Genomic DNA, 25540 nt, shown 5'->3' on the forward strand with positions numbered 1-25540 from the left:
AGAGCAACCAATGCAACAGGTGGTAGTAGAATCACAAGTGGAAGAGCAACCAATGCAGCAAGTGATAGTAGAACCACAAGTGGAAGAGCAATCAATGCAGCAAGTGGTAGTAGAACCACAAGTGGAAGAGCAACCAATGCAGCAAGTGGTAGTAGAATCACAAGTGGAAGAGCAACCAATGCAACAGGTGGTAGTAGAATCACAAGTGGAAGAGCAACCAATGTAGCAAGTGGTAGTAGAACCACAAGTGGAAGAGCAACCAATGCAGCAAGTAGTGGTAGAGCAAGTACAAAAGCCAATTTCAAGTACAGAACCAAAAGAGAAAGCATATGTTGTCAATCAAAGAGAGAACGATATGCGAAATGTATTGCACACACCACCGACATATACTGTTCCGCCATTAGCGTTGTTGTCAATTCCACAGCAATCAACACTAGATAATACAGAGTGGTTAGATGAGCAAAAAGAATTATTAGATACAACGTTTAATAATTTTCATGTTGGAGCACATGTTATTAATGTATCGCAAGGGCCAGCAGTAACTCGTTTTGAAGTACAACCAGACCCAGGCGTGAAAGTAAATAAAATTACAAATTTAAGTGATGATATTAAGTTAAGTTTAGCTGCGAAAGATATTCGTATTGAAGCGCCGATTCCAGGAAAGAGTGCGATTGGAATTGAAGTTCCAAATAAAGAAAGTAAGCCGGTATTTCTTCGTGAGATTTTAAGAAGTCCTGTATTCACAAAGAGTGAATCGCCACTTACTGTTGCGCTTGGACTTGATATTTCAGGTGATCCAATTGTAACGGATATTCGGAAAATGCCGCACGGACTTATTGCGGGTGCAACGGGTTCAGGTAAAAGTGTGTGTATTAACGCGATTTTAACGAGTATTTTATATAAAGCGAAACCACATGAAGTAAAGTTAATGTTAATTGATCCGAAGATGGTTGAGCTTGCGCCATACAATTCTGTTCCGCATCTTGTAGCACCTGTTATTACGGATGTAAAAGCAGCGACAGCTGCGTTAAAGTGGGCAGTTGATGAAATGGAGCGTCGTTATGAATTGTTTGCTCATGCTGGTGCTCGTGATTTAACTCGCTATAATACAATTGTAAGCGAGCGAGATATTCCAGGTGAGACATTACCTTATATCGTTATCGTTATTGATGAGTTAGCCGATTTAATGATGGTAGCACCGGGTGATGTTGAGGAAGCGATTTGTCGTATTGCGCAAAAAGCACGTGCTTGTGGCATTCATTTATTAGTTGCGACGCAGCGTCCATCTGTAGATGTTATTACAGGTTTAATTAAATCAAATATTCCAACGCGTATTGCGTTTACTGTATCATCTCAAGTTGATTCACGTACGATTATCGATATTGGGGGCGCGGAAAAATTACTTGGCCGTGGTGATATGTTATTTTTAGGGAACGGCACATCTAAGCCAGTTCGTGTACAAGGTGTATATGTATCGGATGATGAGATTGAAAAAACAGTTGATCATGTGAGAAAGCAAATGAAGCCGAATTACTTATTTAAGCAAGAGGATTTATTAGCGAAAACAGAACAGGCTGAGTCGGAAGATGAGCTGTTCTTTGATGCATGTCAATTTGTTGTAGAACAAGGGGGAGCGTCCACATCTTCTGTACAGCGAAAATTCCGTATTGGTTATAATCGCGCAGCACGTCTCATTGAAGAGATGGAATCGCAAGGGATTATTTCTGAAGCGAGAGGAACTAAGCCGAGAGATGTCCTTATTTCTGAGGATGAATTTGCTGCTATGCAGGAAACGAATGTATAGTCCACGGTTTTGCTGTATACTAATAGAAAATGTTGGATAGTAAAGTAGGGAGTAAAGCGACATGAAAGAAATTGAATTAAAATTAAAAGGTGAAATAAATCGACTAACAAATAAAACATTTAAATTTGACGAACGCGTTGGGGAAGGTTGGTTCTCCGCCGTTTACTTTTTAAAAACTAGAGAAATTATTGAAGAATTTCGCCCGAAAAGTGTTGTAACGATGCAATTTTTCCAAAAAGAAAATGCAGTCCTTTGCGGAACAGATGAAGTGATTGCATTGCTGCAAACATTCGCTAAAAATCCTGAGGAACTTGAGATTCACTCTTTAAAAGATGGCGATAAAATTAGTCCATTTGAAACAGTGTTAACAATTCATGGTCCTTATGAGAATTTCGGATTTTTAGAAGGTGTAATTGATGGGATTTTAGCTCGTCGTACATCGGTTGCAACAAACGTATATAATGTTGTCCAAGCTGCACGTAGTGTAGATAAAGAAAAACCAGTTATTTTCATGGGAGATCGTGACGATCATTATACACAACAAGCTGGTGATGGTTATGCAGCATACATCGGAGGTATGAGCGCACAAGCGACGCATGCGATGAATGAATGGTGGGGCAGAAGTGGTATGGGAACAATGCCTCACGCATTAATTCAAATGTTTAATGGTGATGTTGTAGAAGCGGCAAAAGCATATCATAAGAAATTCCCAGAAGATGAATTAGTTGTACTCATTGATTACAATAATGATGTTATTACAGATGCACTTCGTGTAGCGCGTGAATTTGGATCAACATTAAAAGGTGTGCGTGTAGATACGTCTCGCACAATGATTGATCAATACTTTATTCGCCACCCAGAAGTACTTGGAACATTTGATCCACGTGGTGTAAACCCATCGCTTGTATTTGCACTTCGCAAGGCGCTTGATGAAGAAGGATTCCAGCATGTAGACATCGTTGTAACTGGTGGATTTGATGAAAAGCGTATTCGTGAATTTGAAGCTCAAAAGGTACCTGTTGACATATACGGGGTAGGAAGTAGCTTGTTAAAAATGAATATTGGCTTTACTGGTGATAATGTAGAGTTAAATGGGAAACCAGAAGCAAAAGCTGGTCGTAAATATCGTCCAAACCCACGTTTAGAGCGTGTTCAATTAGAAAAAAGAGAAGATATGTAAAAGAGAGAAAAACTGATAGGTGATTGACCCTATCAGTTTTTCTGTTATCATAGTATAGCGGCTTCTTTTTTGCTATAATGGACTTGTTATGGACATATAAAGAAGTACGTACGAGTTTATCCTGATAAGTGAAGGGAAAGAATAACTTCACTACATCAAAAATGTATGATGATTACCAAAATAAGAAAAGATTCATATACTGTCTTATAGATAGGCCGTTGTATTAGTTCGAAATGTTGGAGGTTCTTTAAGATGACAGTTTACCATTTTGTAGGAATTAAAGGAACAGGAATGAGTTCATTAGCGCAAATTCTTCATGATATGAAGCATACTGTTCAAGGGTCTGATTATGAAAAGCGTTTCTTTACACAAACAGCGTTGGAAAAGCGTAGTATCTCGATCCTTCCTTTTGATAAGAATAATGTAGAAGAAGGACAAGTGATTATTGCAGGAAATGCATTTCCTGATACGCATGAAGAAATCGTAGCAGCAAAAGAATTAAACATCCCAGTACATCGCTACCATCACTTCTTAGGTGACCTGATGAGCCAATACACAAGTGTTGCTGTAACTGGTGCACATGGAAAAACATCAACAACAGGTTTGTTAGCCCATGTAATGCAAGGCGCACATCCGACATCTTACCTTATTGGAGATGGAACAGGGCATGGGGTAGAAAATAGTAAGTATTTTGTATTTGAAGCTTGTGAGTATCGTCGTCATTTCTTGTCTTACAATCCAGACTATGCAATTATGACGAATATTGATTTTGATCATCCAGATTATTTTACAGACATCAATGATGTATTCAATGCATTCCAAGAGATGGCATTGCAAGTGAAAAAAGGCATTATTGCATGTGGAGATGATGAAGAACTTCAAAAAATTCAAGCGAAAGTACCTGTTATTTTCTATGGATTTGGAGAAGATAATGATTTCCAAGCACGTAATATCCAAAAGAGAACAGATGGCACGATATTCGATGTATTCGTTCGTAATACGTACTATGACACGTTCAAAATTACAGGATACGGCAATCACAGCGTATTAAATGCGTTAGCAGTAATCGCGCTTTGTCATTATGAAAACGTTGATGTAGAAGCAGTTAAGCATCAGCTAACAACTTTTGAAGGCGTAAAACGTCGCTTTAATGAAAAGCCAATGGGAGAGCAAGTTATTATCGATGACTACGCACACCATCCGACAGAAATTAATGCAACGATTGAAGCAGCTCGTCAAAAGCATCCAGAGCGTGAAGTTGTCGCTGTATTCCAGCCGCACACATTCTCACGTACAGAAAAGTTCTTAGATGAGTTCGCTGAAAGCTTAAGCAAAGCTGACCAAGTATACTTATGTGATATTTTCGGATCAGCACGCGAAAACAAAGGTGAATTAACAATTGAAGATCTGCAAAAGCGTATTGACGGTGCAGAACTAATTACAGATACAACAACGGATGTATTAAAGAAACATAAAAACGGCGTTCTAATTTTCATGGGCGCAGGCGACATCCAAAAATTCGAAGCAGCTTACGTAAAAGAAGTTCAAGTTGCAGAGAAATAATAGAAAAGACGCATAGCTTGGCTGTGCGTCTTTTTTTGTTGTGTTCAACTTTTATCCCGCATTAACGGGCAGTAAGACCCCCACTGATTAAAGTTTCACTTTATTTATGTATTGACCTAGAGCTAACTCTAGGTTGTAAGATGAAAATGTAAAAACAAGGGGGAGAGAACATGTATAAAATCGGCGAAGTAGCAGAGTTAACCGGGATGGGCATTCACACTTTGCGCTACTATGAGAAATTAGGTTTATTACCACCACCAACGCGAAATAGCGGTATTCGTCAATATACAGAAGGCGATGTACGTCTATTAAAATTTTTATATTCATTAAAACAAACTGGGATGTCATTAGAAGAGATGGCTGAGTTTGCAAGTGATGGGTGCATTATAGAGGAAATTAGGCAGAAGAAAGAGGAAGTACCAGCGAAAGTAAAAAAGAGAATTTCCATTTTAACAACTCACTTGGAGCGATTAAAAGAACAGCAGGAACAATTGCAAAAAGTTGTTCAGCTAACGGAGGAGAAGTTAGAAATTTATTACGGTTTTCTAGAAGAAAAAGACTTGGAGGCCGGCAATGAAAAATAAAGTATATGCGCAGTTATTAGGTTTTGCGATATTTACTGGTGGGACATTTAATGCTTCGAAATATGCGGTGCAGTATTTCGAAGCAATTCATATAGCAGCATGGCGTTTTGGGATTGCTGCATTTGTGATGTTATGTTTGTTAAAAATACGAAAAGATTTTGATTTGGAAGTATGGATGCAGAATAGGCTCTATTACCTTTTACTAGGTATTGTTGGTGTATTCGGCTTTAACTTCTTTTTCTTTTCAGGAATGAAATATACAGAAGCTATTAATGGTGCGCTTATTATGGCGACAAATCCTCTCGTTACGACGCTGTTAGCAAGTGTCATTTTACGAGAGAAAATAGTGAAGCGCCAAGCAATTGGAATGTTACTTGCACTAATTGGCGTTGTTTTTGTACTTACACAGGGTTCGTTTACAATACTACAACATTTATCATTTTCAAAAGGGGATTTTTATATTTTATTAGGGAATATCTGCTGGGCGTTATACGGCGTGCTAGGCAGAAGGTTTATTAAAACTGGTAATCCAATGCAAACGACGACATATACGATGACTATTGGTACACTTGCCTTTATTATCATATCTTCTACACAAAAAAGTATAGTACCAGTTTTAGAAATTCCTTTGTTGGCATGGTGCGCGATTCTCTTTATGGCAATTGGAATGAGTGTGTTTGGCTACTTATGGTGGAATAATGGAATTGCTCAAATTGGGGCAGCGAGGACATCTTTATTTTTTAATCTAGTGCCTGTTGTTACAATGCTTATTTCTTTTATTGAAGGAGTCAATATAACACCTGCACAATCTGTAGGAATGATATTAGTTGTTACGGGAGTATTGTATTCTTCTGGTTTTATACAAAGAAAATCAAAAGAAAGTGTGAACATTTAACATTTTTTATCCATAAATGTTAGAATAATAAGAAAACTAAAAAGGGGACTAAAAAGCATGTTCACACTCCGAGTAGATGACGAAATCGAACTACAATTACTAGAAAAACATCATAAAGAGGAATTATATCAATTATTAGATCAAAACCGTAATCATTTACGAAAATGGCTCCCTTGGGTAGATGGGACAAAATCTGCTGATGCTTATGATGAGATTTTTCCGATGTGGTTAAAAAAGTTTGCAGAGGGAGACGGTTTTGAAAGTGGTATACGTTACAAAGGAAAGCTCGTTGGGATGGTAGGCATTCATCCAGTGAGCTGGGGGAAGAAAGCGACGAGTCTTGGGTATTATCTTGCAGAAGATACTGGCGGGAAAGGTATTATGACGCGTAGCGTAAAGGCTGTACTTCACTATGCATTTGAAAATTTAAAGCTGAATAAAATTGAAATTCGTTGCGGTGTTGGAAATGCGAAAAGCCGCGCAATTCCAGAACGTTTAGGATTTAAGTTAGATGGTATTTTACGAGATGAAGAATGGTTATATGATCATTTCCATGATGTCGCTGTATATAGTTTATTAGCTTCAGAGTGGAAAGAAATTCGATGAACGAGAAAATTCGTATTGTTCCGTATGAAAGTACGTTTCAAGAGGAAGTAGTAGATCTTATCGTTCATATTCAGCAAAAAGAGTATAATGTTCCCATTACGAAAGAAGAGCAACCTGATTTACTTGAAATAGAAACATTCTATCAAAAGGATCACGGAAACTTTTGGGTAGCAATTTATGATGGGAAAGTAGTTGGAACAGTAGCTTTATTAGATATTGAGAATCTTCAAGTAGCGCTAAGAAAAATGTTCGTGAAGAAAGAGTTTCGCGGAAAAGAATGGTGCGCGTCACATATGTTGCTTCAAACAGCAATTTCATGGGCTGAGGATAAAAAATTGAAAGATATTTACTTAGGAACAACAGTAAAATTTTTAGCGGCACATCGTTTTTATGAAAAGAATGGTTTTCAAAGTGTGAATATAGATCAGTTGCCGAAAAATTTTCCAGTGTTACAGGTAGATAAGAAATTTTATAGGTACATTGTGTAAAAGGTCATTTAGAAATGGCCTTTTTCTATGAACTAAAATGGAAATAGTGGTATAATTTGGATTAGGGGGTGTAGGTATGAACTTTCCAATTCAAAGAAGTAAGTCAGTAGTCATTTTTGTTTGTCTTACGTTAGCTTTTATGTTTATATATCCAATTGTCATGCTTTTTACTAATAAAGCGCATTGGATATCGGCGTTGATTGGGATGGGTTTATGCTTCATTGTAAATGTCCCGCTCGTTTGGGAAGTATTTATTAAAAAACATAAAGTAGAAAATGGTGTATTAAAGTACGGTGTTTTAAATGACGATATTGTATTGAAAGAGATAAGAATAATTCGTCAAGTTGGGAAATCACTTGAAATTACGACGAATGCATATAAAGTACATATAATTGCGATGCCACAAGATATGAATGAATTTTTAGCGCTTATCGAGAAAGAAAATTCACATGTTAAAATAGAAATGGCAGGTAAGAAATGAAATATATAAAACCTTTGTTTTGCTTGGAAATTTTGCTGGTGTTTGCTATCTGCACTAGGGTAAATATGAAATGGAACCTGCCTTTATATGTACCAATATTAATAGGTACTATCGCAGTGGCACTTTTATATTATTTTCATTTTCAGCAAACAAAAAGTAAGAAAAGTGGCTCGACATAGAGTGAGGATAATAAAAAAACGCTCGGATATAATTCCGAGCGTTTTTTATTATTTTAAGTTCTCTGGGTTTAAAGCTTCTAGTTCAGGTACAACGAAGCGTCCGTCTTTACGGATTAGTACGTCGTCGAAGTAAATTTCGCCGCCGCCGTATTCAGGGCGTTGGATGCATACTAAGTCCCAATGGATGTTCGAGTTGTTACCATTCCATGCATCGTCGTAAGCTTGTCCAGGAGTGAAGTGGAAGCTGCCATCGATTTTTTCATCGAATAGGATATCTCCCATTGGATGTAAGATGTATGGGTTTACGCCGATTGCGAACTCACCAACGTAGCGTGCGCCTTCGTCTGTATCGAAGATTTTGTTAATGCGTTCTGAATCGTTTGCAGTTGCTTCAACGATTTGACCGTTCTCGAACTTAAGTTGTACATTTTCAAATGTATAACCGTTGTAAGGAGATGGTGTGTTGTAAGAAACTGTACCGTTAACAGAGTCACGAACTGGTGCAGAGTATACTTCACCATCTGGAATGTTTAAATGACCTGAGCATTTAATTGCTGGAATGTCTTTAATAGAGAATGTTAAGTCAGTTCCAGGGCCAGTTAAACGAACTTTATCTGTTTTATTCATTAATGTAACAAGGCTATCCATCGCCTTATCCATTTTACCGTAGTCTAAGTTACATACTTCAAAGTAGAAGTCTTCGAAAGCTTCTGTACTCATTTTAGCAAGCTGTGCCATAGAAGCATTTGGGTAGCGAAGAACAACCCAGCGTGTTTTTGGAACGCGAATGTCTCTATGAACTTTTTTACCAACTGTTTGGCCATGAACTTTCATACGCTCACTTGGAACGTCAGCTTGTTCATTAATATTATCGCCAGAGCGAAGACCGATATAAGCGTCCATGTCTTTCATTACGCTTGCTTCATACGCAGCGATTTGTTCGAAATGTTCTTCAGTAGCACCCATTAATAAAGAGCGATCTACTTGATGATCTTTTAAAGAGACGAATGGGAAACCACCAGCTGCATATGCTTCTTTTACAAGTGCAGTTACAAGTTCTTTTTGTAAGCCAAAGTTTTCAATTAATACTTTTTCACCTTTTTGTAAGCGGATAGAGTAGTTAATTAAATTGTATGCTAACTTTTCAATACGTGGATCTTTCATATGTAAAGCCTCCCTACTAATTATGTATCCTCTCCTATTGTAACCTACTTAGTGGAATTTGTTGAATGATTTATGTTACAGTTAACGAATAAGTATGAAAATTCTAATGATGAGATAGGGATTAGAATGAAACGGAAAATGATTGTATAATAGGGGAAAGTATGAAAAAGATAAAGGAAGTGATGAAATGCAAGTTCTTTTATATGTAAGTGCGGCTATTATCGCGGTTGCTTTCGCAGTATTAGTAGTGTATGTATGCAGAACGTTGTTATCGGTTCAGAAGACGTTAGAAAACGTTGCAAGCACGTTAGAAGGTTTAGAAAAACAAATGCAAGGAATTAGCGTAGAGACAGAGCAATTATTACATAAAACGAATGCGTTAGCTGATGATATTCAACAGAAGTCACAGTCATTAAATAAAGTGGTAGCGGGTGTAGATGGGATTGGAACGACAATCCAATCTTTAAATACGAAGCTTCGTAATGTATCAGACTCTGTAACGGACGAAATTGAAAATAACGCTGATAAAGTAGCGCAAGTTGTACAGTGGAGCAGTGCGGCGATTGAAGTATACAATCATTACCGTGCGTCGAGACAAGAGAAGAAGGTTGAAAAAGAAGAGCGTAAATTAGAAAGAATTGAGAAAAACGCTGAAAAGAAAGAGAAGCGCTCTAGATTTCGTATGAGAGGTGAATCGTGATGAATATGACAAAGCTTGAAACAATTGAAGAGCTTGAAGTCTTAGTAGAAAAGAATGAGCCGTATGTTCTTTTTAAACATAGTACGACATGCCCGATTAGTCACGGTGCATACACAGAATTTCAAGCGTATTGCAGTGAAGAAAGAGAAGTACCAGCGTATTACTTATACGTACAAGATGCGAGAGATGTGTCAAATCGTGTTGCAGAACAATACAGTATTAGACATGAATCACCGCAAGTGCTATACATAAAAGATGGGATGGTAGTATGGAATACGTCTCATTGGAATATTAAAAAAGATGCTTTAGAAGAGAATATAAAGTAAAAAGAAGCAAGCTAAAGGTGCTTGCTTCTTTTTTTTGTTTTTGTTGAAATATATTTAGTGGTACACTATTAATAGTTCAAACTAAATAACTAGATTGTTGAAAGTAGGTTTTAAGTAATGAAGAAAATGGCATTATCCTTCGCAGTCGTAAGTTTATTACTGGGAGCTTGTAGTAACAATAGTAATACGATTAGTAAGAAGGATGAAGTTATACAAAAAGATACAAAAGAAAAAAGTATGATTCCGAGAACTGCTGTTTCTAAAGATTATTATAGAACTGTTATTCCTTTAAAAGAACAAAAGGTTATAAATACAGCTAATATAAAAACAAATTCTAAATTAGATTTAGCAGAGTATGAAAATGGTTTAATAAATATTGCAACGCAGCAATTTGATACAGAGAGTCACGTACTGCAATTAAATCAGTATATTCCAGAGAAACTAATTGATGAACTAGTTGCGAAAGTAGAAGCGCCAGTTTTGACGAATATTATAGAACAAGACTATTTCGGAAAACAGAATTCAAATGAATTAAGTTTATCTGGTGTTATGATTGGCCTAGCTATGTCTTCAAGTGTATCTAATGAAGAAGCTATGTCTAAAGGATCTGAAGTTGCTAAACAACTTATTGAAGCTATTAACAAAAATGATAAATATAACAAATCTCCAATTACGTTTGCTATCTTTAAGCAAGAAAGTACTAGTTCTTTAAAAAATGGTACGTATATCGCTAGTGCTACTGTTCAAAAGAATGATACGAACCTTGGAAATTGGAGTACAATTGATGAAAAGTCGTATTCATATCCTTCTGATGAATTTACACAAGCACATGGAGAAGATAATACAAAAATAACTAACTTTGCTAAGGAAATAAAAGGTTTTTCTACTGGAGATTTTATTCCAGTCAACGCAAAAGTTTCTTATAAGAAAGATCAAATGGATACATTAAATATGAATATTGTTATTAAATATAACGGTAAAACAGAATTAATGGCTCTTACCCAATTGGCTGCTCAAGGTATGTTGGACAAATTGCCTAAAGATGCGAAAGTACAATTACAGATTAAGTCCGAGAGTAAAATTGAGGCCGTTATTATAAAAGAGAAAAACAGTGATAAACCGTTTGTTTCCTTCTTGTAAAAAAGACAGTATGTAAACTGTCTTTTTTTTATTTTAAATGAAAATATACAACGTTTTTTGATGGTAATTCATTGCTGTATATCGTGTGACAATCGTATATGTATCAGCTATGATAAGTTATCTTAAAAAAGTAATATATAGGAATTTGAAAGAGGTGGCTTTCTTATGACATCACAACAACTAGGTCGTTTACGTTCTGAAATTGATCAACTTAATTTACAAATATTAGAGTTACTAAACGAAAGAGGTCGTCTCGTACAAGAAGTTGGTACTTTAAAAGAAGTATAAGGTGTGAAACGTTTTGATCCTGTACGTGAAAGAAATATGCTGGATTTAATTGTAGAGAATAATAATGGTCCATTTGAAACTTCGACTTTACAACATATTTTCAAACAAATTTTTCAAGCTGGTTTAGAGTTACAAGAAGATCATCGTAAAGCACTACTTGTGTCTTGTAAGAAAAAAATAGAAGATACGATTGTTGAAATTAATGCGTGGTGGTGCATTCAAGCCACATACTTCACCGTATGATTTTCAAGGTCTTGGATTAGCAGGATTACAAATTTTACGCCAAGTAGCAGATGAATATGATTTGGCTGTTATTAGTGAAATTTTAAATCCAAATGATATTGAGATGTCATTAGATTACGTTGATGTTATTCAAATTGGCGCTCGCAATATGCAAAACTTTGATTTGCTAAGGGCAGCCGGTGCTGTAAATAAACGAGTATTATTAAAACGTGGTCTATCAGCAACGATTGAAGAATTCATTAATGCGGCAGAATATATTATGGCAAAGGGAAATGGGAACATTATTTTATGTGAACGAGGTATTCGCACGTATGAAAGAGTGACGCGTAAGACGCTTGATATTTCCGCTGTACCGATTTTAAAGAAAGAAACACATTTACCTGTTGTTGTCGATGTAACGCATTCTACAGGGCGACGTGACCTTCTCTTATCAACTGCAAAAGCAGCGATGGCAATTGGTGCAGACGCAATTATGGCTGAAGTACATCCAAATCCCGCTGTAGCTTTATCAGATCCGGCGCAGCAAATGAATATTCCGCAGTTCAATGATTTTATGAATGAATTAAAATTATTTGGAAGCAAATTATAAAAACTTTTAATGAGCTGTTCCAAAAAGGCATTTTGGAACAGCTTTCTCTTATTGTATAGAGACTGTCATTGTCGGTTTTTGTTGGTAAGTTGATATATTTAAAAAATCGCTGATATAATTAGAGTTGTGGTCGATATATTTGGAAAATCGCTGATATATTTCGAGTTACGGTTCATATATTCGAAAAATCGCCGATATAAATTTCATTTACTATCGTACTGCTTAAAATAAGATTTCTACTTAGGAAACATCTATTTTTTTACAAAAAATGCTCTTTTTTCATAAAAAATACGAAAATACGAGAAAAGAAGCGAATTTTTTCGAAACTTTTGCGGGAAAATATTGTATGAGCCTGCGTTTTTATCGTATCATTAGTAAAAGGAAGAACTCGGGACGATTGGTGGCATCTGCAAATAGAGTTGATGTCTTTTTTTCATTCAAGTAACCGATACATAAAAATAGATAACAAAAATAGAAGGAGTGTGCGATGAGATGAACGTAACAATCTATGATGTAGCGCGCGAAGCGAACGTTTCAATGGCTACCGTATCACGCGTTGTGAACGGTAACCCAAATGTAAAGCCTACAACAAGAAAGAAAGTATTAGAAGCAATTGATCGTTTAGGATACCGCCCAAATGCGGTAGCACGTGGACTAGCAAGTAAGAAGACAACTACAGTAGGTGTTATTATTCCTGATATCTCAAATACGTTTTATGCAGAACTTGCACGTGGAATTGAAGATATCGCAACAATGTACAAATATAACATCATTTTAAGTAACTCTGACCAAAACAAAGAGAAAGAGTTCCATTTATTAAATACGATGCTTGGAAAACAAGTGGACGGAATTGTTTTCATGGGTGAAGATATTACAGACATTCACATTGAAGAATTTAAAAAATCTCCAGTACCAATTGTATTAGCAGCGTCATTCGATGAGCAAAATGAAACGCCATCAGTAAATATTGATTATACACAAGCAGCTTACGATGCAATGAAGCACTTTATTGAGCAAGGACATAAGCGTATCGGTTTCGTCTCTGGTCCATTCATTGATAAAGCGGGAAGCGCGAAGAAGTTACAAGGTTATAAAAAAGCTTTAGAAGAAGAAGGTATTTCATATGATGAAAATCTTGTAATCGATGGAGATTACACATATGACTCAGGTATCGAAGCATTCGAAAAGCTTTGGAGCAATGATGAAAAGCCAACAGCAATCTTCGTATCTTCTGATGAAATGGCACTAGGTGTAATCCATGCAGCACAAGACGCTGGATTAAACGTACCAACTGATGTAGAAGTACTTGGTTTCGATAATACACGCCTTGCATTAATGGTTCGTCCGCAACTTTCAACAGTTGTACAACCGATGTATGATATCGGTGCAGTAGCAATGCGTCTATTAACAAAGTATATGAACAAAGAAAAAGTGGAAGATCACACTGTTATCTTACCTCACCGTATCCAATTTAGAGATTCAACGAAGTAAGTATAAAAAAGCTCACAGCGATTGCTGTGAGCTTTTATTCATATTCAGGATAATATTTTTCAATTACTGTATCTACAGTTTCATTTTTCTTAACGTGTAAAAATCTTGCGTACAATTCTTTTCCAGTTTCAAATGGCGTATCGTCTAATTCAAACACATGTAACACTTTTCGGAACGTCCATGTGATTTGCTCATCATACATATTATCGTATGTGTGCTCCGATTGTATAGCTATCTTTTCACTTAGTTCATGAGCTTCTTCTAAACTGTTTGCTTTAACAAGAATAATACTTTCTTCAAAAAGTGTATCGTGATTCTCTTCATAATGCTCATCAATTTTCGTAGGATCAGGCTCACCAGAATGAACAGACTCAAACAATAATTTTACAGCGTACATATTATGCTGCATGTTTCACTTTATAAATAATACTCGCGACAAGCGAAGCAGGTATTGTAAATACGTTACTTTGATAATGGTAATGTACTTGGGATTCTTCATAAGACATGTTGTCATATAGTTCGTTTTGTGAGACACTCATTTTTTTCTGTTTTTCTTTGAGCATTTTAATGTAGTTGTACTGTATTGGGACGAGAATGATGAAATAAGCTAATACGATTAGTGAAATCCAAATCATTATGAACACTCCCTTACAAAGAATATTTGTATATAGTAATTATATCAATTTATATGAAAAATATCCATATTTTCCTGGTGGTCAATTTCCTTTCCAAAATGCAAAAAGTGCTTCAGGACTTCGTAAATTATGTTCAAGGCATGTTTGTGCAGTGCGTTTAAAGCTTTGTATTAATTGTTCTAACCTAGAAGGATCATAATTGCCAGTAATAATAGTTTCATCTTTGTCTAAGTTAAGTGATACTTTTAGCAAAGTTAAATTTGTTTCTATTTGTACAACTTCCATGTAAAAAAACTTTTTGTCTAAGTCAATTGTAATATAATCATATCGCTCTACTTGTTTAAAGTATCCTACAATATTATCTTCCAATTGAAATCCTCCCTAGTATATCGCTTATTTGGAAGATTTCTCTATAGATTGTATGATTCCTTGTTATATGTCACATAAGTGCAAATTTAGCTATTATAGGGCAATGTCATGTATAATAGAAGAAAAGGCTTGTGAGGGGGGAGAAGAGATGATCGTTCTTTGGATAATTACGCTTTGTATGACTGCTATTTTTGCATATATGACGTTAAAACAAAATGGCTTAAAGCGGTTTGTTCCAGGAAGTATTCTTGCAGGAATTGCCCTTATCACGTATGTAATTTCTATTTTTATTGAAAGTGTATCAGTAGATATGAGCACAAGTTTAATGTTTATTGGTATTACACTATTTGCAGGTAGCATTATGGTACTTATGGTTGCTGGTATTATTTTATTTATTCATATGAATTCGGAAACGTTATAACATATAGAAAAGGCATGTCCCTTGGGACATGCCTTTTTATCCGTTCAATTATGCTCTATCTTTAGAAGAATTTTGTTGCTTTAATAAGTCGCGAATTTCGCCAAGAAGAACTTCTTCTTTTGTTGGTTCTGGAATTTCTTCCTCTTTTTCGTCTTCTTTTTTAGATGTTAGTTTGTTGAAAACTTTAATAAACATAAAGATAGAAGCTGCGATAATCAAGAAATCAAAAATTGTTTGGATGAAGTTACCATACATAACAGCTGATTTACCATATCCAAAGTGTAAGTCTGTAAAGTTAACGCCACCTAATACCATACCAAGTAATGGTGTAATAATGTCTTTTACTAAAGAACTAACGATTTTACCGAATGCAGCACCGATTACAACCCCGACAGCTAAATCAACGACATTCCCTTTGAAAGCAAACTTTTTAAACTCGTTCCACATGTGTTAATCCCATCCTTTCCACGATTCATTATGAAATTTATAATTCCTATCAACATATTCTATAGAAATTTACGAGAGAAATAAAGAGGAAATGGGAATGAAAGTAAATTCTGAAAAATGTATCCGTTTTAATTTTTGTTTACATCATCTAGTAAAGATTGTAGCATTTGCTGCGTTTTTAATCCTTCTAATCCATCTACAACAGGCTTTGTATCTCCGTGTACACACTCAATAAAATGATGAACAGCATCTTCAAAACCACGTTGTTTTAACGTTGTATCCCATGATGGAGAACCACTTTGTGAAACTGAGTTTTCCTGTTCAATTTCAAATGTATTCATATTTTTTACGCGAATGATTTTCCCTGGCGTTACAAGTTCAATTTGTTCTAAATTTGTACCGGCATGGCGATGCATTGCAGTAGAAAGTAACAGTCCACTTGGAGTTGTATATATATGATGTCCGTAAAGAAGTTCATTTTTTTCATTGATTTGCATCATATTGTGGACGGCGTTAAGGTCATCATTAGCTAACCAGCGAGCAGTATCTACAATGTGTAAATAATCATCTAACATAGTGAAGTCGTACGTATATGGCCCAACTTTATTTGTACGATGCTTTTCAATTCGAATCCATGAAATATCATTAGCCTGTTCTTTGGCAGCGACATACATAGGAACGAATCTGCGATTAAATCCGACCATTAATTTTCGGTTATACTTCTCGCTCAACTCAACTAGTTGCTCAGCTTGTTCCACTGTAGCTGCTAGCGGTTTATCAACATAAACGTCGATTCCTTTTTTCAGAAGTTCAGAAACGATTTCATAATGCGATGCAGTTGAACTATGAACGAAGATTGCATCGCATTCTGAAGCTAACATTTCAATAGAGTGAAAGTCTTGAATCCGGTATTGCTGGCAAACTTGTTTTCTTTTCTCCGCGTTAGGTGTAAACGCCCCTACAAAATTCCAATCTGTTTCTTTTGTAAGTGTTGGAAGATAGGCCTTTTGCGCAATACTTCCAAGTCCAAACATCCCAATTTTAGGTTTGTTCATTTTTATTCCCACCCTATTAATAGTAATGTAACGGCTTAAATGTAGCATAGGGTGGGGGAGGAAGGCAAAAAATAACTTTTTACTTACGTCCTTCTAACAAAATCTTCTCTATCTCTTCAAAGTGATGAGCGCGAGCATGCTCTAACGGGGTAACACCATCATTGTCTGGAATATTTACATCTGCACCGTGCTCAATAAGAAGGCGAATGACTTGTTGCTGTGTTTCGTTTCCGTTACTTAGTACGATGGCTTCCATTAAAGCTGTCCATCCGAGGTTATTTACATGATTTACATCAATATTTGTTCGAGCGAGGAGTTCTTTTATAACGTCAATATAGCCATGTTCTGAGGCTGGGATAAGAGCTGTTCCACCGTAACGATTTGTAATCGTAGGATCTGCACCAGCATCAATTGTTAGCTTTAAAATGTCTAAGTAACCTTCCGCACCGGCGTATAGAAAGGGATTGTTTTTCATGTCATCTTGGATGTTTACGTCAGCACCAGCTTCGATAAGCGCTTTTGCGGTTTTTACATTATTTTTGTATGTTGCAATCATAAGCGGAGTGCGTCCTTGATTATCCGTCGCATTTATATTTGCACCTTGTTTTAGTAAAGATATAACAGTATTCGTTTCATTTTTTTCAGTAGCTGCTAGTAGTGCAGTCTCCATGTTTGTCATCTCCTTTTTTACTTCTTGTTCTTGCGAGCATCCTTGTAAAAAAATTACGCAACATATCATACTGAATGTTTTTTTGAACATGGAATTTCAACCTCCTAATTTCAACTGTAAAATAGGAACATTAAATTTTTATAAACTGACGCTAAAATTACTATAAAATCGCTTGAGTATTTGAACATATATTTTTATGCTTATGAATATGAAGGATGGGTAAAGTGAGGATGTAAATGATGTCTATTAAAACAAGGTTTTTATTTTCTTATATTGCTGTAATTCTCGTTTCTATTACGCTCATATTAGTCGCGGGATTTTTAATTGTTTTTTCGATAACAGGTGACTTGGAAGCAGTGAAAAATTTCTATAAAAGTTCTTACATTCAAAAGCCGCTTACACCAGAAGAAGAGAATGCCTATCTTGAATTAAAATTAGTGGCAAAGCAACATCAATCTCAATTATTAGATGAATCGTTCGTTTCATCGATTGAAAAAGAAGGCGTGAAAATAATTGTAAGAAAGGGAGAAAACATTTCTTATGCTACAAAGGGTTTTGAAAGTTCGACTTTAACAGAAGCCCTTCCGAAATTTGAAGCGGCAAATATTAATAGTCGTGGTACAACGGAACTAGGCGATACATTTTATCGATATGTAAAATTTGATTTTTATTTTCCAGAGAAAGAAGAAGGGAGTATATTTGTACTAAAAAAGCAAAGTTCATTTGTAGATCTTACACAAAAATTATTTCCAATCTTATTCGTATCGCTTTTACTACTAGCCATTTTACTCATTGGGTTATTAAGTTATCTCGTTTCAAGAAGTGTAATAAAACCAATTTTTGTATTGAAAGGCGCAACAGAGAAAATTAAAGAAGGAAATTTAGATTTTCAAATGCCAGTTACATCGCACGATGAAATAGGTCAATTAAATCAAGGGTTTGAGGAAATGAGGAAGAAGTTAAAAGAATCGATTGAAGTACAAACGCAGTATGAAGAAAATCGAAAAGAACTTATTTCAAACATATCGCATGATTTAAAAACACCGATTACATCTATTATCGGATATGTAGAGGGAATAAAGGATGGGGTAGCAAATACGCCAGAAAAAATGGATAAGTATTTAACGACAATTCATACGAAGGCAAAACATATGGACACACTCATTGATGAGCTCTTTTTGTTTTCGAAGCTCGATTTGAATCGAGTTCCATTCCAATTTGAGACAGTTGAATTAAATACGTTTATGCAAGAATTAATAGAAGAGATGCAGATGGATTTAAGTGAAGAAGGTATAGAAGTTAACTTACAATTACATTCATCGCCATTATATGTAACGGCCGATTGCGAAAAGATAAATAGAGTTATATCAAATTTAATTCATAATAGTGTGAAGTACATGGATAAAGAAGAGAAGAAAATTACTGTAACAGTATCGAGTGATAACAATAAAGTTATTGTGAAAGTGATGGACAATGGATCAGGTATAGAATCTAATACGCTACCGTATATCTTTGAACGTTTTTATCGTGCAGAACAATCGCGGAATTCTAGCACAGGTGGAAGTGGACTTGGTTTAGCAATAGCGAAGCAAATTGTTGAAGAACATGGCGGGGAAATTTGGGCGGAAAGCGAGCTTGGTAAAGGCACAAGCATTTTCTTCTCATTGGAAAAAGTAGAGGAATGTGGTGAGTAAATTGAAAAGAATTTTACTAATAGAAGATGAAGTAAGTATTGCAGAATTACAGCGAGATTATTTAGAAATTAATGATTTCCAAGTTGATGTAGAGCATTCAGGAGAAACAGGTTTACAAATAGCCCTGCAAGAAGACTATGATTTAATTATTTTAGATATTATGCTCCCGAAAATGAACGGATTCGAAATTTGTAAACAAATACGTGCTGTAAAAGATATTCCGATTTTACTTGTTTCAGCAAAAAAAGAAGATATAGATAAAATTCGCGGACTCGGATTAGGAGCGGATGATTATATAACGAAACCGTTTAGCCCAAGCGAATTAGTCGCAAGAGTAAAAGCGCATATTGCTCGTTATGAAAGATTATCAGGAAATGTAAGTAAGCAACGTGATACGTTATATATTCACGGAATTTCTATCGATCAACGAGCGAGGAAAGTTTTTATAAACAATGAAGAAGTGGCATTTACAACGAAGGAATTTGATTTATTAACATTCTTTGTCACACATCCAAACCAAGTATTAAATAAAGAACAGTTATTTGAACGCATTTGGGGATTAGATTCCGCTGGTGATTTAGCCACTGTTGTCGTCCACATTAGAAAGCTACGTGAAAAAATTGAAAGAGACCCTGCCCACCCGCAATATATTGAAACAGTGTGGGGAGCTGGTTATCGTTTTAATGTGTAGGAAACCTGCCGAGTTATTGGTAGGTTTTTTTGTATGTGATCAAAAGGGGATAATAGGTAATTTATGTTAAAATATAAAGAGAGATAAAACATAGGAGAGTGTGAGAGGGCGTGCTACATTTTGGGGGATACATTAAAAGATAATAAATCAAACAAGGTTTTAAAGATTGTAACTAATATCGTACTTATCTTATTAATTATTGGTGCAATACAAATGTTTTATGATGAAGATTCTACGAATGATCATTTCGGCTGGTTATTTATGATGGTCTTTTTTGCAATTAAAATAATTTCTAGTTTTATGATAAGTTTAAAAGAAGGAGATAAAAAGTCAGTATTTATTGATTTAGGTTTAGTGATTTTTTCTGTTCTTTTTTTGGTTGTTACTAGTGTGAAATATTTCTTTTGAAAAAGCTCATAGTCTTATAGAGGCTGTGAGCTTTTTGTTGGAAAATTAGCTTGCGACCTTAACATACTATTTTAGAGTTCCTTGTTGCAATGATTTATAAAATGTTTGAGTAGTAGAAGTAAACTGAGCAGCCTCTTCTAAAAAAGGATAATGGTTGCTGTTTTCAAATGGAATGAAGATAGAATTACGTATCCCATCATGCATCTCGATAGAATACTGAATTGGGCACTGTACATCATATCTTCCGCATATAATAAGTGTCTTTGTTTGGATGGAAGGTAAATACTCTCTTAAATCAAATGAAGGATATTCATTGGCGAAAGCGTTCATCCGGCTAGCGGACATTGTTTTTACAATTGATTTAAAAAAATAAGAGTTGTAGTTTTCTGGTTTATACAATGATAATTTTGTTCTCTTAGTAGATAGTTCTTTCCGTTCTTCACTTGTAAGGTGAAGGCTTTTTAAGTTTTCGATGAGCTCTTGCATATAATGAAATTGTGAATGTTCGGGATGATAAATGCAAAATGGTGTTTCGGTATAGTTACTTGCTGCAGCTCCTGCTACGACTAATGATTGTAAGGGATTTGGATATGTAATCGCATATAAAAGTCCAAGCATACCACCTGTTGAATGACCAGCGAAATGCCATGTTGGAAGTTGTAATGCTTCTCGTATTGCTTCTAAGTCGTGGATTGTTTCAATCATGCTTAATTCGTTTTCTGACTGGGCGGTTACAGAGCGACCAGTATCCCGTAAATTAATGAGAAATACACGATGCGTAGCAGTAAAAACATCTGCAAAGTAATCACCAGTTTCATTAAATTGTGAATAGTGATGTGTAATACAAAGCGATTCGCCATCTCCTTTTGTAAAGAGTTCAAATGTACCACGTTTCGTGTGGATCATTTGTCGTTTCCACATAATATCACTACCTTTTCTCATAAAAGTTGGGCCAGGCTGTTATGAAATGAAAATATATCAGCGATTATTAGAATATATCGACTTACCGACAGAAACCGACAACAAATAAAAGGAGGCTATTCAAAAACGAGCCTCCTTTTCGTTTAGTACAAAGATTTTGTCATATTATTCCGAATAATTTCAAGGGATTTCGCTACAGTTAATGCATTTTTTTCTTCAATTTCTGGTTTACGGGGGATAGGTTTATACATGTTGTCTGGATCTTCCCATGTGAGGGGAAGTTCTGTTTCTGCTTGTCCTTTCCAAGCTTCAATCCATTCTGGAGGGAGATAACCTGAGATGTTTTGGATGTTGTTCATTTCGAGCCAAATGAGCGCCCAAGCTCTTGGTACGACACGCCAATGGTCATAGCCGCCACCGCCGACAGCGATCCAGCGACCGTCGCAATATTCATTAGCAATTTCACGAGCGAGCTTCGGTATTTCGCGGTAAATATTCATGGTCGCACAAAGGTGTGTAAGTGGGTCGTAGTAATGTGCGTCAGCACCATTTTGCGTTAAAATAATATCCGGTTTAAAGTATGCTGCAACTTCTTTTACAACAGTTCGATATGACTCTAAGAACGATTCATCTTCTGTAAAAGCATCGAGTGGAACGTTGAAAGAATAACTATAGCCATTGCCTTGTCCGCGTTCATTTACAGCGCCAGTTCCAGGGAATAAATAACGCCCAGTTTCATGTAATGAAATAGTGCATACGTTAGGATCGTCGTAAAAAGACCACTGAACACCATCACCGTGATGAGCGTCTGTATCAATATATAAGACGCGTAAACCGTATTTCTTTTGAATATATTTCATTGCGATAGAACTGTCGTTATAAATACAAAAGCCAGATGCTTTACCACGGAAGCCATGATGTAAGCCGCCTCCTAAGTTAAGCGCGTGTTTTACTTTTCCGGAAAGAACAGCATCGACAGCTGTTAATGTACCACCAACGAGCAATGCGCTTGCTTCGTGCATATTTGGGAACATCGGTGTATCTTCTGTTCCAAGTCCATATGTCATCGCAATTGATTTTTCTAACTTTCCTTCTCCAGCACGTTTTACCGCATTTATGTACTCCTCTGTATGAACGTAGGCAATTTCTTCATCTGTAGCCATCCGTGGTGAGATGATTTGGGAAGGAGAGATGAAACCGCCCTTTTGTAATAAATCATACGTAAGTGTGATGCGCAGTTGGTTAAAAGGATGATCAGGGCTAAATGAATAGCCCCGAAAGTCATCCGAATAAATAAACGCGCTACTCATGATTGCATCCCCATGATGTTCGGCCATAATACGCGGTAGCCTTCTGCTTCAAGTGCATCAATCACTTTTAGAGGATTCATCGTTTGAATGCGGAAAACGAGTACTTTATCATTCTCATCTTTTGCTGGGTAGACGAGAACGCTCACGATATTTATTTGTAAGTCACTAAAAATAGCAACGACTTTTCCAAGAATACCAGGTTCGTTTTTTACTTGAATTTCAATTTGTGAACTTGGTTGATGTGCCCCTGTTAATTTCACTAACGTGTGCAGTACTGTAGATTCAGAAATGATTCCAACTAACTTTCCAGCCTTTGTAACAGGAAGACAGCCAATTTTATTTTCAAAAAATAAAGTAGCAATTTCCTCAACGAAATCGAGAGGATGGCAAGTCATAACAGGATGTTTCATAATAAGTTCAAGCGGTTGCTGTAGCATATCGAGTGAAACTTGTTCATCTAGAATAGACGGACTTGCATCTCTTACATCCCGATCAGAAATAATGCCTACGACGTGATTATTTTGATCGACAATTGGAATGTGCCGAATGCCTTTCGTGCGAATCGTTCGGATTGCTGTTTCGATTGTATCGTTTGGATGTAGTGTAACTACATTTTGATTCATAATTTCTTCTACAATCATTCCAGTTGCCCCCTTTATTAATACATAAAACGATTGTGAAAACGTAGACGATCAAAAGCTTGAATAGAATCCGTATCAACGCGTTTACCGATGCGGACCATTAAACAGTTGGCGGGATGTGAACAAATTTCAGGATCGTCTGTAGCCATCCATTGTAACCCGCCGGCATTCATCATCTTTTCCATTACTTTTCGGTATTCCCACACATTCAATCCTGTTTGTTTCAAATCCCAGTGCCAATAATATTCAGTCGTCAATATAATGTAATCTTCCATATAATCGTCCATCATAGAAACCTCTAGTAAGTTCTTTCCGACAGAACTCCCGCGGAAGGCTGGGACTACTTCAATTGCCCCAAGCTCAATTAAGTTTTCCATTTTTCCTTCTGACCATCGTTCAAGTGGATCAGGATACAAGTATGTAACATATCCAACAATTGTTTGGTCATGTCTAGCAATAATGAGACGAGCTTCTGGTAATTTAGAAATTTCGACAATTGCTTTATATTGTTGCTCGGCAGGACGAAACGCAATTAAGTCTGGATGGAATTCATACATTTCAAGATTATGTGTAGAGACAGGACCTTCAATAATTAAAGTGCCTTTCGCTGTTTTTAAGTTTCTAGCATTGTATATTTTTTTATGAATCAATGTATTGCTCACCACCTTGAGGGTTTGTGAATCTATTAATATCGTACTTTATAATATATGCGATGTGAATCGAATTTTGTCATTAAAAATTTGTCTAAAAATCAACAAATATACTGAAAATTTTAAATAATATCATTATAATAGATAATAGAATACATAGGAGGGGGATGTAAAGTATGAAAGTAGAAACGCTTCCTGTCATTAAAGGAGAAAATAATTTGCCGAATTATGATGAGGCATACGCGAATTTTAACTGGGAAGAGGTTAATAAAAACTTTACTTGGAATGAAACAGGCCGAGTGAATATGGCGTATGAGGCAATTGATAAGCATGCGAAATCCGATCGAAAGAATAAAGTAGCTCTTTATTATCAAGATGGATCGCGAAAAGAGAAATATACATTTAAGGAAATGAAGGATTTTTCTAATAAAGCAGGAAATGTCCTGAAAAATTATGGCGATGTAGAAAAAGGCGATCGCGTTTTTATTTTTATGCCACGTTCTCCAGAATTATATTTCGCACTTCTGGGTGCGGTGAAATTAGGAGCAATTGTTGGACCGTTATTTGAAGCATTTATGGAAGGTGCGGTTCGCGATCGTTTAGAAGATAGTGAAGCGAAGGTGTTAATTACAACGCCTGAGTTATTAGAGCGTGTACCATTAAATGATTTACCTGCTTTAAAAACAGTTTTTCTTGTTGGAGATAATGTAGAAGAAGGCGGTAAAACGGTAGCGTTCAATCCTTTATTTGAACAAGCTTCAAAAGAATTACATATTGAATGGTTAGGCCGTGAAGATGGTTTAATTCTTCACTATACGTCTGGTTCTACTGGTAAGCCAAAAGGTGTGCTTCATGCGCAAAATGCAATGGTTCAGCACTATCAAACGGCGAAATGGGTATTAGATTTAAAAGAAGATGACGTATATTGGTGCACAGCTGACCCGGGCTGGGTAACTGGAACTGCTTACGGTATTTTCGCACCGTGGTTAGTTGGAGCGTCAAATGTTATTTTAGGTGGGCGATTTAGTCCGGAAGCTTGGTATGAAGCACTGCAAGATTACGGTGTAACAGTTTGGTATAGTGCACCGACAGCGTTCCGTATGTTAATGGGAGCTGGACAAGATGCAATTAAAAAATATGACTTATCACAAGTTCGTCACGTATTAAGCGTTGGTGAGCCGTTAAATCCAGAAGTAATTCGCTGGGGTATGAATGCATTTGGACTTCGTATTCATGATACGTGGTGGATGACAGAAACAGGTGGACAAGTTATTTGTAACTACCCTTGTATGGAAATCCGTCCAGGTTCAATGGGTAAACCAATTCCAGGTGTAAAAGCAGCGATTGTTGATAATGAAGGAAATGAAGTTCCTCCATACACAATGGGTAACTTAGCAATTGCGAAAGGTTGGCCATCTATGATGCGTGCAATCTGGAATAACCAGCAAAAGTATGAATCTTATTTCATGCCGGGAGATTGGTACGTATCAGGTGACTCTGCCTATATGGATGAAGATGGATACTTCTGGTTCCAAGGACGTATTGACGATGTAATTATGACGTCAGGTGAGCGCGTTGGTCCGTTTGAAGTAGAAAGTAAATTAATCGAGCATGCTGCTGTTGCAGAAGCTGGTGTAATTGGTATTCCTGATCCAGTGCGTGGCGAAATTATTAAAGCATTTATCGCACTTCGAGCAGGATACGAACCATCTGATGAATTAAAAGAAGAAATTCGTCAATTTGTAAAGAAAGGCCTAGCAGCTCATGCAGCGCCACGACAAATTGAATTTAGAGATAAATTACCGAAAACGAGAAGTGGTAAAATTATGCGCCGCGTATTAAAAGCGTGGGAGCTGAATTTACCAACAGGTGACTTATCAACGATGGAAGATTAAGAGAGGAAGGTC

The 25540-nt window shown here is 36.3% G+C and carries 28 protein-coding genes and 2 pseudogenes; 19 read left to right on the forward strand and 11 right to left on the reverse strand.

From position 1 onward, the window contains the following. The 9 genes and pseudogenes from ACODS7_RS13230 to ACODS7_RS13270 all read left to right on the forward strand — a co-directional run. Positions 1-1804: pseudogene (locus ACODS7_RS13230) on the forward strand (DNA translocase FtsK); the annotation flags it as partial. A gap of 61 nt (positions 1805-1865) precedes the next feature. Next, complete coding sequence (locus ACODS7_RS13235) at positions 1866-2984, forward strand: nicotinate phosphoribosyltransferase (protein WP_016080041.1); 1119 nt, start codon at positions 1866-1868, stop codon at positions 2982-2984. Positions 2985-3236: 252 nt separating this feature from the next. Beyond that, entirely contained in the window at positions 3237-4547 is a 1311-nt protein-coding gene (gene murC, locus ACODS7_RS13240) for a UDP-N-acetylmuramate--L-alanine ligase (protein WP_029443433.1), read from the forward strand. A gap of 170 nt (positions 4548-4717) precedes the next feature. Continuing rightward, on the forward strand, positions 4718-5131 hold the full coding sequence (locus ACODS7_RS13245; RefSeq protein ID WP_000276601.1) for a MerR family transcriptional regulator: 414 nt from the start codon (positions 4718-4720) through the stop codon (positions 5129-5131). Then, on the forward strand, positions 5121-6026 hold the full coding sequence (locus ACODS7_RS13250) for a DMT family transporter (protein WP_243168325.1): 906 nt from the start codon (positions 5121-5123) through the stop codon (positions 6024-6026). The genes ACODS7_RS13245 and ACODS7_RS13250 overlap by 11 nt, the downstream gene beginning before the upstream one ends. Before the next feature lie 57 nt (positions 6027-6083). Further along, positions 6084-6632, forward strand: a complete 549-nt coding sequence (locus ACODS7_RS13255) for a GNAT family N-acetyltransferase (protein ID WP_243168326.1) — start codon at positions 6084-6086, stop codon at positions 6630-6632. Beyond that, positions 6629-7120 carry a GNAT family N-acetyltransferase gene (locus ACODS7_RS13260; RefSeq protein ID WP_243168327.1) on the forward strand — a complete coding sequence of 164 codons (492 nt, stop codon included), beginning with the start codon at positions 6629-6631 and terminating at the stop codon, positions 7118-7120. The genes ACODS7_RS13255 and ACODS7_RS13260 overlap by 4 nt, the downstream gene beginning before the upstream one ends. A gap of 76 nt (positions 7121-7196) precedes the next feature. Beyond that, the gene (locus tag ACODS7_RS13265) at positions 7197-7601 is read left to right on the forward strand and encodes a PH domain-containing protein (RefSeq protein WP_016080047.1); all 405 of its coding nucleotides are present in this window, start codon (positions 7197-7199) and stop codon (positions 7599-7601) included. After that, a complete protein-coding gene (locus tag ACODS7_RS13270; RefSeq protein ID WP_048563696.1) occupies positions 7598-7780 on the forward strand; it encodes a hypothetical protein in 183 nt (60 codons plus the stop codon). Before ACODS7_RS13265 ends, ACODS7_RS13270 begins: the two co-directional genes overlap by 4 nt. Positions 7781-7828: 48 nt before the next feature. Here the strand turns inward: ACODS7_RS13270 and ACODS7_RS13275 are convergent, their stop codons facing one another. Further along, positions 7829-8944, reverse strand: a complete 1116-nt coding sequence (locus tag ACODS7_RS13275; protein WP_000654729.1) for an aminopeptidase — start codon at positions 8942-8944, stop codon at positions 7829-7831. A 187-nt stretch (positions 8945-9131) separates the two neighbouring features. Here ACODS7_RS13275 and ACODS7_RS13280 point away from each other — a divergent pair, with 187 nt between their 5' ends. From ACODS7_RS13280 to ccpA, 5 genes and pseudogenes are all read left to right on the forward strand, one after another. Further along, positions 9132-9644, forward strand: coding sequence for a DUF948 domain-containing protein (locus ACODS7_RS13280; protein ID WP_001197721.1), 513 nt, complete (start codon positions 9132-9134; stop codon positions 9642-9644). After that, positions 9644-9970, forward strand: a complete 327-nt coding sequence (ytxJ, locus tag ACODS7_RS13285) for a bacillithiol system redox-active protein YtxJ (protein ID WP_001057469.1) — start codon at positions 9644-9646, stop codon at positions 9968-9970. The genes ACODS7_RS13280 and ytxJ overlap by 1 nt, the downstream gene beginning before the upstream one ends. Positions 9971-10087: 117 nt before the next feature. Beyond that, positions 10088-11110 (forward strand): CamS family sex pheromone protein, encoded by a 1023-nt coding sequence (locus ACODS7_RS13290; RefSeq protein ID WP_016080048.1) that lies wholly within the window; start codon positions 10088-10090, stop codon positions 11108-11110. A 165-nt stretch (positions 11111-11275) separates the two neighbouring features. Then, a pseudogene (locus ACODS7_RS13295) lies at positions 11276-12230 on the forward strand (bifunctional 3-deoxy-7-phosphoheptulonate synthase/chorismate mutase). Between the two features lie 492 nt (positions 12231-12722). After that, positions 12723-13721 carry a catabolite control protein A gene (ccpA, locus tag ACODS7_RS13300; RefSeq protein ID WP_001103303.1) on the forward strand — a complete coding sequence of 333 codons (999 nt, stop codon included), beginning with the start codon at positions 12723-12725 and terminating at the stop codon, positions 13719-13721. A gap of 34 nt (positions 13722-13755) precedes the next feature. Here ccpA and ACODS7_RS13305 read toward each other — a convergent pair whose 3' ends face one another. The 3 genes from ACODS7_RS13305 to dhp61 form a co-directional block, all read right to left on the reverse strand. Further along, positions 13756-14118, reverse strand: coding sequence for a DUF4288 domain-containing protein (locus ACODS7_RS13305; RefSeq protein WP_029443429.1), 363 nt, complete (start codon positions 14116-14118; stop codon positions 13756-13758). A gap of 1 nt (position 14119) precedes the next feature. Then, positions 14120-14356 (reverse strand): DUF3949 domain-containing protein, encoded by a 237-nt coding sequence (locus ACODS7_RS13310; protein ID WP_000637902.1) that lies wholly within the window; start codon positions 14354-14356, stop codon positions 14120-14122. 81 nt (positions 14357-14437) lie between these two features. Beyond that, entirely contained in the window at positions 14438-14725 is a 288-nt protein-coding gene (gene dhp61 / locus ACODS7_RS13315; protein WP_088114657.1) for a protein Dhp61, read from the reverse strand. 148 nt (positions 14726-14873) lie between these two features. Here dhp61 and ACODS7_RS13320 point away from each other — a divergent pair, with 148 nt between their 5' ends. Further along, entirely contained in the window at positions 14874-15146 is a 273-nt protein-coding gene (locus ACODS7_RS13320; protein WP_000636589.1) for a DUF3917 domain-containing protein, read from the forward strand. 48 nt (positions 15147-15194) lie between these two features. Here ACODS7_RS13320 and mscL read toward each other — a convergent pair whose 3' ends face one another. The 3 genes from mscL to ACODS7_RS13335 all read right to left on the reverse strand — a co-directional run bounded on the left by mscL (position 15195) and on the right by ACODS7_RS13335 (position 17408). Beyond that, positions 15195-15593 (reverse strand): large conductance mechanosensitive channel protein MscL, encoded by a 399-nt coding sequence (mscL, locus tag ACODS7_RS13325; protein WP_000267015.1) that lies wholly within the window; start codon positions 15591-15593, stop codon positions 15195-15197. A gap of 128 nt (positions 15594-15721) precedes the next feature. Continuing rightward, complete coding sequence (locus tag ACODS7_RS13330) at positions 15722-16648, reverse strand: Gfo/Idh/MocA family protein (protein WP_243168328.1); 927 nt, start codon at positions 16646-16648, stop codon at positions 15722-15724. 79 nt (positions 16649-16727) lie between these two features. After that, positions 16728-17408 carry an ankyrin repeat domain-containing protein gene (locus tag ACODS7_RS13335; RefSeq protein ID WP_050844588.1) on the reverse strand — a complete coding sequence of 227 codons (681 nt, stop codon included), beginning with the start codon at positions 17406-17408 and terminating at the stop codon, positions 16728-16730. 149 nt (positions 17409-17557) lie between these two features. On the opposite strand from ACODS7_RS13335, the gene ACODS7_RS13340 reads away from it, so the two are divergent. From ACODS7_RS13340 to ACODS7_RS13350, 3 genes are all read left to right on the forward strand, one after another. Next, positions 17558-19012, forward strand: a complete 1455-nt coding sequence (locus tag ACODS7_RS13340) for a HAMP domain-containing sensor histidine kinase (protein ID WP_243168329.1) — start codon at positions 17558-17560, stop codon at positions 19010-19012. 1 nt (position 19013) lies between these two features. Further along, a complete protein-coding gene (locus ACODS7_RS13345) occupies positions 19014-19703 on the forward strand; it encodes a response regulator transcription factor (RefSeq protein ID WP_003280338.1) in 690 nt (229 codons plus the stop codon). 120 nt (positions 19704-19823) lie between these two features. Then, positions 19824-20111, forward strand: a complete 288-nt coding sequence (locus ACODS7_RS13350) for a hypothetical protein (RefSeq protein ID WP_000502928.1) — start codon at positions 19824-19826, stop codon at positions 20109-20111. Positions 20112-20177: 66 nt separating this feature from the next. Here the strand turns inward: ACODS7_RS13350 and ACODS7_RS13355 are convergent, their stop codons facing one another. From ACODS7_RS13355 to acuA, 4 genes are all read right to left on the reverse strand, one after another. After that, positions 20178-21053: an alpha/beta fold hydrolase gene (locus ACODS7_RS13355; RefSeq protein WP_141542549.1), complete on the reverse strand. Its 876-nt coding sequence runs from the start codon at positions 21051-21053 to the stop codon at positions 20178-20180. A gap of 122 nt (positions 21054-21175) precedes the next feature. Beyond that, positions 21176-22342 (reverse strand): acetoin utilization protein AcuC, encoded by a 1167-nt coding sequence (acuC, locus tag ACODS7_RS13360; protein WP_080990846.1) that lies wholly within the window; start codon positions 22340-22342, stop codon positions 21176-21178. Then, entirely contained in the window at positions 22339-22983 is a 645-nt protein-coding gene (locus ACODS7_RS13365) for an acetoin utilization AcuB family protein (protein ID WP_016080058.1), read from the reverse strand. The genes acuC and ACODS7_RS13365 overlap by 4 nt, the downstream gene beginning before the upstream one ends. A 17-nt stretch (positions 22984-23000) precedes the next feature. Beyond that, the gene (gene acuA, locus ACODS7_RS13370; RefSeq protein ID WP_000581388.1) at positions 23001-23633 is read right to left on the reverse strand and encodes an acetoin utilization protein acetyltransferase AcuA; all 633 of its coding nucleotides are present in this window, start codon (positions 23631-23633) and stop codon (positions 23001-23003) included. 176 nt (positions 23634-23809) lie between these two features. Between acuA and acsA the strand changes: the two genes are divergently transcribed. Next, the gene (gene acsA, locus ACODS7_RS13375; protein WP_000862047.1) at positions 23810-25528 is read left to right on the forward strand and encodes an acetate--CoA ligase; all 1719 of its coding nucleotides are present in this window, start codon (positions 23810-23812) and stop codon (positions 25526-25528) included. Positions 25529-25540 lie beyond the last annotated feature (12 nt).

It is taken from the genome of Bacillus sp. FG16 (genome assembly GCF_057809515.1).

What these genes read in the sequence shown, in the direction of transcription:
- ACODS7_RS13235 (WP_016080041.1), top strand. Translation starts at nt 1,866, where the DNA reads ATGAAAGAAATTGAATTAAAATTAAAAGGTGAAATAAATCGACTAACA.
- murC (WP_029443433.1), top strand. Translation starts at nt 3,237, where the DNA reads ATGACAGTTTACCATTTTGTAGGAATTAAAGGAACAGGAATGAGTTCA.
- ACODS7_RS13245 (WP_000276601.1), top strand. Translation starts at nt 4,718, where the DNA reads ATGTATAAAATCGGCGAAGTAGCAGAGTTAACCGGGATGGGCATTCAC.
- ACODS7_RS13250 (WP_243168325.1), top strand. Translation starts at nt 5,121, where the DNA reads ATGAAAAATAAAGTATATGCGCAGTTATTAGGTTTTGCGATATTTACT.
- ACODS7_RS13255 (WP_243168326.1), top strand. Translation starts at nt 6,084, where the DNA reads ATGTTCACACTCCGAGTAGATGACGAAATCGAACTACAATTACTAGAA.
- ACODS7_RS13260 (WP_243168327.1), top strand. Translation starts at nt 6,629, where the DNA reads ATGAACGAGAAAATTCGTATTGTTCCGTATGAAAGTACGTTTCAAGAG.
- ACODS7_RS13265 (WP_016080047.1), top strand. Translation starts at nt 7,197, where the DNA reads ATGAACTTTCCAATTCAAAGAAGTAAGTCAGTAGTCATTTTTGTTTGT.
- ACODS7_RS13270 (WP_048563696.1), top strand. Translation starts at nt 7,598, where the DNA reads ATGAAATATATAAAACCTTTGTTTTGCTTGGAAATTTTGCTGGTGTTT.
- ACODS7_RS13275 (WP_000654729.1), bottom strand. Translation starts at nt 8,944, where the DNA reads ATGAAAGATCCACGTATTGAAAAGTTAGCATACAATTTAATTAACTAC.
- ACODS7_RS13280 (WP_001197721.1), top strand. Translation starts at nt 9,132, where the DNA reads ATGCAAGTTCTTTTATATGTAAGTGCGGCTATTATCGCGGTTGCTTTC.
- ytxJ (WP_001057469.1), top strand. Translation starts at nt 9,644, where the DNA reads ATGAATATGACAAAGCTTGAAACAATTGAAGAGCTTGAAGTCTTAGTA.
- ACODS7_RS13290 (WP_016080048.1), top strand. Translation starts at nt 10,088, where the DNA reads ATGAAGAAAATGGCATTATCCTTCGCAGTCGTAAGTTTATTACTGGGA.
- ccpA (WP_001103303.1), top strand. Translation starts at nt 12,723, where the DNA reads ATGAACGTAACAATCTATGATGTAGCGCGCGAAGCGAACGTTTCAATG.
- ACODS7_RS13305 (WP_029443429.1), bottom strand. Translation starts at nt 14,118, where the DNA reads ATGTACGCTGTAAAATTATTGTTTGAGTCTGTTCATTCTGGTGAGCCT.
- ACODS7_RS13310 (WP_000637902.1), bottom strand. Translation starts at nt 14,356, where the DNA reads ATGATTTGGATTTCACTAATCGTATTAGCTTATTTCATCATTCTCGTC.
- ACODS7_RS13320 (WP_000636589.1), top strand. Translation starts at nt 14,874, where the DNA reads ATGATCGTTCTTTGGATAATTACGCTTTGTATGACTGCTATTTTTGCA.
- mscL (WP_000267015.1), bottom strand. Translation starts at nt 15,593, where the DNA reads ATGTGGAACGAGTTTAAAAAGTTTGCTTTCAAAGGGAATGTCGTTGAT.
- ACODS7_RS13330 (WP_243168328.1), bottom strand. Translation starts at nt 16,648, where the DNA reads ATGAACAAACCTAAAATTGGGATGTTTGGACTTGGAAGTATTGCGCAA.
- ACODS7_RS13335 (WP_050844588.1), bottom strand. Translation starts at nt 17,408, where the DNA reads ATGTTCAAAAAAACATTCAGTATGATATGTTGCGTAATTTTTTTACAA.
- ACODS7_RS13340 (WP_243168329.1), top strand. Translation starts at nt 17,558, where the DNA reads ATGTCTATTAAAACAAGGTTTTTATTTTCTTATATTGCTGTAATTCTC.
- ACODS7_RS13355 (WP_141542549.1), bottom strand. Translation starts at nt 21,053, where the DNA reads ATGAGAAAAGGTAGTGATATTATGTGGAAACGACAAATGATCCACACG.
- acuC (WP_080990846.1), bottom strand. Translation starts at nt 22,342, where the DNA reads ATGAGTAGCGCGTTTATTTATTCGGATGACTTTCGGGGCTATTCATTT.
- ACODS7_RS13365 (WP_016080058.1), bottom strand. Translation starts at nt 22,983, where the DNA reads ATGATTGTAGAAGAAATTATGAATCAAAATGTAGTTACACTACATCCA.
- acsA (WP_000862047.1), top strand. Translation starts at nt 23,810, where the DNA reads ATGAAAGTAGAAACGCTTCCTGTCATTAAAGGAGAAAATAATTTGCCG.